The sequence below is a fragment of the Asaia sp. VD9 genome (assembly GCF_037150015.1).
GTDB lineage: Bacteria > Pseudomonadota > Alphaproteobacteria > Acetobacterales > Acetobacteraceae > Asaia.
The window spans coordinates 25,972-35,709 of the sequence record NZ_JBBCQM010000017.1 but is presented as its reverse complement, the minus strand read 5'-3'; the positions used below and the strand labels follow the sequence as shown (position 1 = coordinate 35,709).

7 protein-coding genes and 1 pseudogene are annotated in these 9,738 nt (G+C 61.1%); 4 read left to right on the top strand and 4 right to left on the bottom strand.

Annotation, left to right across the window (positions count from 1 at the left end):
• The 4 genes and pseudogenes from WFJ47_RS15315 to WFJ47_RS15300 form a co-directional block, all read left to right on the top strand.
• Positions 1 to 1,223: DNA polymerase Y family protein (locus WFJ47_RS15315; protein ID WP_336764136.1), on the top strand; the 1,223-nt coding region annotated here is incomplete at its 5' end.
• Positions 1,223 to 1,480 (top strand): hypothetical protein, encoded by a 258-nt coding sequence (locus tag WFJ47_RS15310; RefSeq protein WP_336764134.1) that lies wholly within the window; start codon positions 1,223 to 1,225, stop codon positions 1,478 to 1,480. The genes WFJ47_RS15315 and WFJ47_RS15310, both read left to right, overlap by 1 nt.
• Positions 1,477 to 4,623 (top strand): annotated as a pseudogene (locus WFJ47_RS15305) (error-prone DNA polymerase). The gene WFJ47_RS15310 and the pseudogene WFJ47_RS15305 overlap by 4 nt, the downstream one beginning before the upstream one ends.
• Before the next feature lie 12 nt (positions 4,624 to 4,635).
• Positions 4,636 to 4,929, top strand: coding sequence for a hypothetical protein (locus tag WFJ47_RS15300; protein WP_336764132.1), 294 nt, complete (start codon positions 4,636 to 4,638; stop codon positions 4,927 to 4,929).
• A gap of 227 nt (positions 4,930 to 5,156) precedes the next feature.
• Here the strand turns inward: WFJ47_RS15300 and WFJ47_RS15295 are convergent, their stop codons facing one another.
• The 4 genes from WFJ47_RS15295 to WFJ47_RS15280 all read right to left on the bottom strand — a co-directional run bounded on the left by WFJ47_RS15295 (position 5,157) and on the right by WFJ47_RS15280 (position 9,710).
• The gene (locus tag WFJ47_RS15295; RefSeq protein ID WP_336764130.1) at positions 5,157 to 5,987 is read right to left on the bottom strand and encodes a complement resistance protein TraT; all 831 of its coding nucleotides are present in this window, start codon (positions 5,985 to 5,987) and stop codon (positions 5,157 to 5,159) included.
• A gap of 106 nt (positions 5,988 to 6,093) precedes the next feature.
• Entirely contained in the window at positions 6,094 to 6,888 is a 795-nt protein-coding gene (locus tag WFJ47_RS15290; RefSeq protein WP_336764128.1) for a hypothetical protein, read from the bottom strand.
• Positions 6,889 to 7,616: 728 nt separating this feature from the next.
• Entirely contained in the window at positions 7,617 to 8,960 is a 1,344-nt protein-coding gene (repC, locus tag WFJ47_RS15285) for a replication initiation protein RepC (RefSeq protein WP_336764126.1), read from the bottom strand.
• A gap of 462 nt (positions 8,961 to 9,422) precedes the next feature.
• On the bottom strand, positions 9,423 to 9,710 hold the full coding sequence (locus WFJ47_RS15280) for a DUF2312 domain-containing protein (protein ID WP_336764125.1): 288 nt from the start codon (positions 9,708 to 9,710) through the stop codon (positions 9,423 to 9,425).
• Positions 9,711 to 9,738: the final 28 nt, after the last annotated feature.

The window sequence follows — 9,738 nt, the reverse complement described above, 5'->3', positions numbered from 1 at the left end:
GCGGAACCCATCAGGGCCAGCAGTCCAAAACCGACTGCGCAAACAGGCCGGACAGAAGACTGCTCCTGATCAACGTCAGTGTGTCATTTTTCTCTTGCAACACGGGAGCCATCCACAGAGGACACAACGCCTTTGCCTGCATCAGCGATAGTGCAGCCGCGTCGCGCGCGATCGCCCGTTCGGGACAGACAGCAATTATTGCACCTGGTGCGCATAAGGCAGCCCTGCGCGCCCTGCCCTGCACGTCTCTGCCGATCGACGAGGCTCTGGCATTGCGCCTCAAGCGCCTCGGCCTGGAGACGATCGGAGCCTGCTTCGATCTGCCACGCGCCCCCCTGGCCAAGCGCTTCGGGAGCACCTTTCTCGACTGCCTCGATCAGGCTGCCGGCTTGCGACCCATGCCCCTGTCATTCGTGCAGGAGCGCAGCGGGGTGCAATGCGCCCGCTCCCTGTTCGAGCCGATCGGCACCGCAGAAGCGATAGTGACGGTGATCGAGGCCCTCGTGCCCGGGATCTGTGCGCAGCTCCTCGAGCGTGGAGAAGGCGCAAGGCTCGTCGATTTCCTCTGTACGCGTGTCGATAACACGATCCAGGCAGTGCGCGTGGGCACGTCCGACGCCACCTGCGATCCCGCCCGTCTGATCCGTCTGCTCTGCGACCAGATTCCGCAGATCGAGCCGGGGTTTGGCATCGAGGCGGTGCAGCTCGTCATCGTGCAATCCGCGCCCATCCGCCAGCACGAGACCGCCCTGCCCGGTTATGGGGAAACACACAGCACCTGGCCGGCAACGCTGCTCGATCGTCTGGCCAATGCGCCGGGCCTGATCTCCCTCGCGCGGCTGCATCGGATCGATGCCGCCTGGCCTGAAGAATCACGGTATCTCAGCCTGCAGGGACCTGACGAACGGGAGCGCCAAATGGACATTGCTCCCCGCCCGGTCGTTCTGCTCGATCGCGCCATCCCGATCGAGGTAACAGCCCTCCTCCCCGATGGAGCGCCACGTCAGTTCCGGCTCGGCCGTATGCTGCATCGTATCGTCTGTGCCGAGGGGCCGGAGCGGATTGCCGGCGCCTGGTGGCAGGATCCGGCCGCATTCGGGACCACGCGCGATTACTGGACGATCGAGACGGAGAAAGGACAGCGCCTGTGGCTCTATCGCCTGGGAGATGGCGTCCATGACTGGACCGGTTCGGGCCAGTGGCATCTGCAGGGGCTGTTCTGATGACCCAACCTGTCGATCCCCTGCTGAACGCCCGTCCCGAAGAGCTTGCCGACGCCCTGCAGCATGGGTTGCGCTATGACGGCAGGCGGCGTGTCCATGACGCCGATGAGTTCATGGCCCGACTGGTCGCCGAGCGCCTGGTCGCGCATCTGCTGCGCTGCGGCTTCGTGCTCTTGCGTCGCCCCGCGCCCGGTGCGCCCGATAGCAGCCGGCACCCTCATCCGCATCGCCGGATCGAGGACAAGGACCGGTCATGACCCAGACCCCGATCGTCGAGCTGGGGACGCTCTCGGCCTTCTCTTTCCTGCAGGGCGCAAGTTTGCCTGAGGAGATGATTGCCTAGGCCGCGCATCTCGGCTTCGAGACGATCGGTCTTGCCGACTGGCACGGTATATCGGGTGTGGTCCGGGCGCATCGGGCAGCGAAAGAAGTCGGAATCCGGCTGATACCGGGAACACGCCTTACCCTGTCGGATGGCAGCGTGCTGCTCGCCTATCCGATCAACCGCACCGGTTGGGGCTGGCTGTGCAAGCTGCTCACACTCGGCCATCACCGGGGAGAACGCGGGGTCTTCGCGCTCGACTGGTCGGATCTGAAACAGGCGGCCGATCACCTCGTCCTGATCCTGCAGCCCGGGATCGCGATGGAGACGACACGCCTGCAGATCGAAGCACTCTGCGCCATCTCGCCCGACCGCAACAGACGCTATCTCGGTCTCGTCTATAGGCGCGAGGCCTATGCCTGGCGCCGGCTGCATGGCTTGCAGGCCCTGGGGGCGCAAATGGGGATCGCGACCGTCATGACCGGCGATGTCCGGCTGCACGATCCGAAGCGTCATCTCCTGCTCGATGTGCTGAGCGCCATTCACACGAACACCACCCTCGATGCGCTTGGCCCCGAGCGCATGGCCTGTCCGGATCTCGTCCTGCGCGGCCCGGACGAGCAACGCACTCTGTTCGCTGCCTTCCCTGAGGCCCTGACAAACCAGATCCGCATCGCCGCTCTGTGCCGCTTTTCGCTGGACGATCTGCGCTACCAGTATCCGAGTGAGGCGACGATCGAGAGAGAAAGCCCTCAGGAGACCCTTGCGCGTCTGGTGCAGAGCGCCCTGCCCCGTCGCTATCCGGCCGGCACACCCGAAACAGCCCGCGACCAGATCAGACACGAGCTCACCCTGATCGAGCGGCTGGGCTATGCGCCCTACTTCCTGACGGTGAACACGATCGTCCAGCATGCCCGCTCGCTGGGCATAGCCTGTCAGGGTCGTGGCTCGGCCGCCAATTCGGCGATCTGTTATGTGCTGCGGATCACCAGCATCGATCCTGTCCGCTCCGGCCTGCTTTTCGAGCGGTTCGTCTCCGAAGACCGCAAGGAACCGCCCGATATCGATGTCGATTTCGAGAGCGATCGCCGCGAAGAGATCATTCAGTGGATCTACAGCCATTACGGTCGGCATAGGGCCGCGCTCTGCGCAACGGTCCAGCGCTTTCAGCCCAAAGGCGCCCTGCGCGAAGTCGGCAAGGTGCTTGGCCTGCCCGATGACGTGACCGGCCAGCTTTCGCGCCATATCGCGTCCTGTCTGGACGATCCGCAGATCTGCCACGAGCGTCTGATAGAAGCCGGCCTCAATCCGAAGGACCGGCGTCTCGCGCTCACACTGCACATGGCGCGCCAGCTTCTCGGCTTTCCGCGTCAGCTTGGCACCCATCCCGGCGGTTTCGTGCTCACCCAGGATCGCCTGGATGAGCTCGTGCCCCTGCAGCCGGCCGCGATGGAGGGACGGCAGATCATCACCTGGGACAAGGATGATATCGACGCGCTCTGCTTCATGAAGGTCGATGTTCTGGGCCTGGGCATGCTGGGCTGTCTTCAACGCGGCTTCGAGCTCATGAATGAGCATTATCGCCTGAGCATGGATCTGGCCTCCGTACCGGCTGAGGATCCTGAGACCTACCGGATGATCCAGCGCGCCGACACGCTTGGCACATTCCAGATCAAGAGCCGTGCCCAGATGGCCATGCTGCCACGCATGAAGCCCGCGACCTTCTATGATCTGGTCATCCAGGTCGCGATCGTGCGTCCCGGCCCCATTCAGGGCGATATGGTGCATCCCTATCTGCGCAGGCGCGCAAAGATCGAGCCCGTGACCTACCCGACAGCCACACTCGAGAACATTCTCGGCAAGACCCTTGGCGTGCCGCTCTTTCAGGAGCAGGCGATGCAGGTAGCGATCCATTGCGCAGGCTTAACACCGGGCGAGGCCGACCAGCTCAGGCGTGCCATGGCAACCTTCAAGATGACGGGCGGTGTCTCTCCCTTTCGCGAAAAGCTCATCGCCGGCATGCAGCGCAAGGGCTACACGGCCGCATTCGCCGAAGAGACCTTCTCCCGCCTGGAAGGTTTTGGGTCCTATGGCTTTCCAGAAAGCCATGCGGCGAGCTTTGCACTCATCGCCTATGCCTCGTCCTGGATGAAGTGCCACTACCCGGACGTGTTCTGCGCCGCCCTGCTCAATTTCCAGCCCATGGGCTTTTATGCACCAGCCCAGATCGTTCAGGATGCGCGCGCCCATGGCGTCGAGATCCGCCCCATCTGCGTCAATGCATCACGCTGGGACTGCACACGGGAAAGATCGGCAAAACCCGCCTTAAACCGAAGCAGGGGATTGGCTTTGCGCCTCGGGCTGCGCCTGGTGCGGGGTCTGGCAAACAAGGATGCGGCCGCGTTGATCGCGGCACGCATGCCGCTTTACGAGAGCATCGACGATGTGTGGCGTCGCGGCGATATCCCGCTGCAGGCACTCGAAGCGTTAAACAATGCCAATGCCTTCGCTTCTTTCGGCGTCGATCGCCGCGCCGCGCTCTGGGCGGTCAAAGGGCGCGATACAGCACCTCTGCCGCTTTTTGCAGCGGCCGATCGAGGACGCAATTTCATCGAGCCTGAGGTGATCGAGCCCGATGTGACCCTTCCAGCCCTGCCGGCGCGTGACGCGGTGCATGAGGATTACCGCATGACGGGGCTGAGCCTAGAGGCGCATCCGGTCTCATTCCTGCGTCCGCTTTTCGACCGCGAGGGCATGACGCGGTGCGGCGATCTGGCCGGCTTGCGGGACAGGGCACGGATCACAATTGCGGGGCTTGTGCTGATGCGTCAGCGACACGGCACGGCACATGGCACCATGTTCATCACGCTCGAGGATGAGACGGGGATCGCCAATCTGATCGTCTGGAAGTCCGTGCGTGAGACCTGGCGGCGGCCGTTGATCTCAGCCCATCTCGTGGCGTGCCATGGCACGCTGCAGAAAGAGGGGGAGGTCATTCACGTCATCATGCGCGAGCCTGAGGACAGGACGAATCTGCTGAAGGGGGCCGAGCCCCTCAAGGCTCGTAATTTTCGATAGGAGAGAGGAATCATGGCAAGAAAGAACCGCGAGCCCGCCTATGAGAGCGGCCCCCAGACGAAGTTTATCCTGCAGCCCTATCTGTGGCGCACTTCGAAGGATGGCGAGATCACGCTTGAAGCAGCCCCTGCGACCGCATGTCGCGACCCGGCACATGATCTGCAGCTCCTCGACCGGATCGGTGCGGGAGGGACGATGTTCGCCGGCGCGCATCTTGTGTGCGTTACGGCCGACCCTGAAGCCGGTGATTACAGCGAGCCTGAGTTTCTTGGTGAGATCGGCGACGTGCCGGCAATGAACGAATAGCGCGCAATATCCGGCTATTATTCCGGCGTTTCGGGCCGATCGCTTCGCGCTCTCGGCTCCCACCCCACACTGTCAGGAGGCATGGAAGCGCGACCAGCATCAAAAGATCGGACTGGGTTTGCCGCGCAGGGCGGGTCTGTGACCTTATCCTGCGGCAGGGAAACCGTTTCTCCCTGCCGCTGATCCATGAGGTAAGCATGGCCCTGGGCATAATCGACCGAGGGGTCTCACTCAAAGAGATTGGCAAACGATACAGCAAGGCGCTGTGTCAGAACCGGCATCGCTTCCTCGAGCTTGAGGTTGACCTTGTCCGCATAAGCCACGTCGCGCAGCGTATACTTCTTGAAGTCGGAAGTCTCGTCGATGTCCTGGACGCGCACATTCGCGTTGCTGTCACCCGACGAGCTCGCGCCATAGGTCTGCGCAGTGGAGTCCGTTACACCGCCCGACAGGCGCGAGCTTCCCGAGCCGTGATGCGTATGCGTGTGCTGACGCACCTTGCCCCCGTTCGCCGGTCGTTCCGAAAGCTGGATGTCGACCGTGATCGCATAGGTCACGTCCTGATAGGCGTAGTTCACAAGCGCTGAGGCTGCGGCAAGGCCAAGCCCGACACCCAGCCCTGCGCCGGCATTGCCGGTGAGACCGCCGACCAGGCCGCCCGAAGCCGCACCGATTGCGAGCGACTGCAAAGGCTGACCGTAATTCGAAGAAAGCAGCGCCGAGGACTGTTCCTTGGTCAGCTTGCCGGCCTGAAGAACATTGGCCTGCAGAAGGTAATGAGCCCCCATGGCATCGGGCATGATCGTGTAGCCGCGCTGCTGCAGGGCAGAAGCGAGTGCGCTGCGGATATCCAGCTCAGGGTAATCGGACGTGTTGCGGATACCGAGATAGACCGTCTTCTGGTTCTGCGGGACCGGATCGAGGAACACGGTTTCCGACATATGCGTATGCACGTCGAGTTGTCCGTGATTGGAGACGGCATCGAGGCCACTGCATGCTGTCAAAGCCAGGAGGAAGGCAGAGGCACCGATAATGCGCGGAAAGAAAAAGGATTTCATCGTAACTCCTCAGGCGACGCGTGAGTACGTCGCAATGTTTTGTAGCACGCTTGAGCGGAACGTTACATAATCGAAGTGAGTGATAATGGCCTGATACGAGCCAGCCTCAGGGGCTGGCGGTGCCGGATTTCAGAACGGCGTTCGCAGTGGCCGCCTTGGTCGCGCTGATATTGTTCAGATCATCCGAAGAGGCATCGGGCGCGATCGCGGCCTTGCCGGTCGAGATCGTCTTCCTTCCATCTGTCGCTTCGCGGGAGACTGAATCGAGGCTGATCGTCCCTGATTCTGCAGGGGGCAGCGGCGCCACGGATTTCTCCTGGATCACAACGGCCCCGGGGGCCGTGACGACGGGTGCGTCGGTTACGACCGATGCAGACGCGGCTGGAGCTGCGCCGGGAACCAGCGATGTCGTTGCCTGAACGGGACCGGTCGGCGCGGACAAAACAACAGGCTCACTATAAGCCGCCTTATTGAGGATCATATGATCCTGCTCATGCGTGCTTGTCGGATCGGTATCATAGATATCGACAAGCTTGTCCGTACGACCGTAGCAGAACAAACATGTATGAAGTTGGGGACGTGTTCCAGCCTTGATCGGTGCCCAGAACACCTGTGCAAGACCGGCCGTAGCGATACTCGTCAGAACCTCTCCCGCCTTCATGGCTGCGCGACCGCCAGACGTCAGACCGGACGTATAGATGCGGTAGATATCGCAGGGCCGACCATTTTTCTGAATGGTGCCTTCCGCGCGCCCAAGTGTGCTTACGATATCGAAGCGGTCCGTGTTCGCATTGAACTGGCTCAGAAGAACGGGCTCAGGCGCGGGCATCGAGCTTCCGCAGGCTGTCAGAGCGCAGGACGAAATAAGGGCGAGAGGGGCGAGAGCGCGTGAAAATCCCATTGGGATCAACTCCAGGTGAGAAACTGTATCAAAACATATCGTATATACGGTTCAGGTCAATCCCATATATATGAAAAATGTTTGACGATTGGCTCGCTGTGAGTTAACCGCTGTGCATGGGCAGAAAAAAAAACTGGGACGAAAGACTGCTCCTTACCCTTCCCGAAGGGGCTAAGGCCCTCATCGATTCAGTCCTGGAGATCGGTGAGAACCGCAATGCGATGATCCGTAGCGCAATCGACGCCGAGATTCGCAAACGGACGCGACGCATCGCCAGATCCTCATCTGAGTCCACGCCTGAAGACGACCAGACAGAGGACTGATTACCTGCTCAACGAATAATCGCGCGCCTCGTCGCTCGGCCGACGGCCTGCGCAAGAGCGGGACATTCTTCGCGCTTCAATCCCTTAGGATGCCCAAAAGCAGTTCGAATAGCGTCTATACCCAGACTGGTGAAGTAGAACCGGGGATCCTCCTCGGAGTGCTGCGAGGTCGTCGCCAATCCACGCTCGATCATTGTCTGGAGTGCGGCCGGGACATAACGATCCTTCTTGCACGAGCCATACCAGCCCGGAAGAAGGAAACCCTCATCAAGCCTAACCGAACCAGGCGTTTCGCGCTGGAACCTCTGCCGCAGCCAGACACATTCCCGTCTCGACAAAACCAGATCACTCATTTTTTGCCCTCGCGAACACGACGTAAATCACCATAGTTCCTCAGCTATCCGATCAGTGTCGCCCGCCCTGGATGGTCGTCGATCCCATATCGGCAGGCCCCCTTGTTTCTGCCAAGGCACCTATGGCCAATTCCTCCCGGTTGCGAACATCGCGCAGTGCGTAGAGGCTCCGGTCAAGGAACAAGGCGTTCTGAGCTCCCCGCTCCACAAGGGCTCTGAAATAGGCGTCACGGGCATGGATTACGGCCTGTCGCTCAAGGCGCGAGGCCATGATGATCACGGCAATCGCCGCCTGGAGCCGACCGAGAACGCCACATCCCTGCACCCAGGCGTGATACGAAACCCCGATCTGACCTGACAGATATTCGGCTGCGTCGATCAGCTGCTCCGCGCTGGGTGTTGCTGTTGGGCATATCTCGCGAAGAGCTGTGCAAATTCCGAGATAGAACTGAGCAGTTCCCTTGAATCCCCGAAGAGCGCTTTCACGACCGAGGCGAGGACTTTCACCCGGATCATCCAACGGCTCACGCCGTATTGCTTCAATGCGATTGCGGCTGCAAGCCGCTACGGAGACTACTTTTTTAAGAGATAGATTGTTTTTTGTATCTGTATAGTGGGTCTCATTTTGCGTACCCATGGGTCTCAGATTGGGCGCCTCAGGCGCGGCGGCTGCGAGGTTATCCACAGTCGTTTCCTGCTGCGCCTGAATGGCTTGGAGGGCCACGAGATGTGTAACCATCTGCCCGTGCAGCGCGTGCAGTTTGGCCGGCTCACTCGTCATCAGACGCAAACGCATGAGACGACGTGCCTCTGCCATGATCATCGGCTGGTCGAGTGCGTCGGACAGCAGGCGCACCTGCTCGTTGAGCGAGGCGATTTCCTGACGCAGGAAGCTCAGTTCCTCCCGCCGGCGGGTCTCCGAGCGGCTGAGTGCGACGAGATCCACCCAGCGGTGCCGTAGCGAGGCCAGGTTGAACCCTGTCCTCTGGGACCCTGTCCCCTGCCACCTTTTCCCGCGCTGTCCGTTGCGGCCGTCCTGGGCCACCAGAAACCGGGCATCGGCAAGCTCACGGATATGACGTCGCAGCGTTGCGAGCGACACCCCGGTCCAGTTCAGAAGCGTCTCGTTATGGGCGTAGACGAAAGGCGTCTCCATCGCCGTCCAGTCTTCCGCCCTGGTGTGCTCGATCATCACGATCAGCGTATTGGCGGCCGCCGCCGATACAGGCAGGGCGCCACGCAGCGATTTGAGCAGCCCGAGGACCTCGCGACGCGCCGGATAGTCGGCAGGCGCCTGTGTCAACTCGGCCTCGGCTTCCAGCATGGCCGCACTCAGCCGCCGCCGTCCGGGCCGATACGACCCGTCCTGCCCTGCAAAGGGAGGGGTGAACTCCATGGTTCAACATCCATCGAAAAGTGGTTGCGTGAACCGCTTCCCGGCTGGTCGTTCAGACAAATCTCTCCCGTTCGCAAAAAACCTCTTGCGTTTCGGGTGGGAGCATCGCTAGATGGGGGCCTTAATTCCTTCAGGCCTCTATCCAGATCTCCGATCTGTCATGAACCCTGGCTCTTCCGATCTGGTAAATCGGGGGAGGCGGGGTTTTTGGCGTCTGGGGGTCAGGTCATGGTGGTTCTTTTCCTCGACTCGCCAGACGGCCCAGAATGGTCCGGTGGCAGTAACCGACGAAATTGCGGCAGATCGTTTCGCCGAACAAGTCGGAAACGTGCAGGGAACGAAATTTTCCGTTCAACTCCGGGAACTTGGCAGCATCCGGCAGAGCCCTGATAAGTCCAGTACTGGGCGATATCTGCACTTCAAGGCCGGATATTATGACGAGACCATCCACGACGCAGCGCCTCACATGCCGAGCGCACGTCGGTAGATGTCGAGCAGCGTCTCCTGCTCCTCGATCTCGCTCGGCTCCTTTTTGCGCAGCTTGATGATGTTCTTGATCGTATGAACGTCGAATCCTGCGGACTTGGCTTCTGTGAAGATGTCCTTGATGTCGCCGGCGAGCGCCTTGCGTTCTTCCTCGAGGCGTTCGACGCGCTCGATCACGCTGCGCAGACGATCGACAGCGATGCCGCCGACATTGGAATCAGGGTCGGCCGCCTGGCGCGCCCGGCTGGCTACCGCTTCGATCATGTCGAATGACATATCCATAAAATAGTGT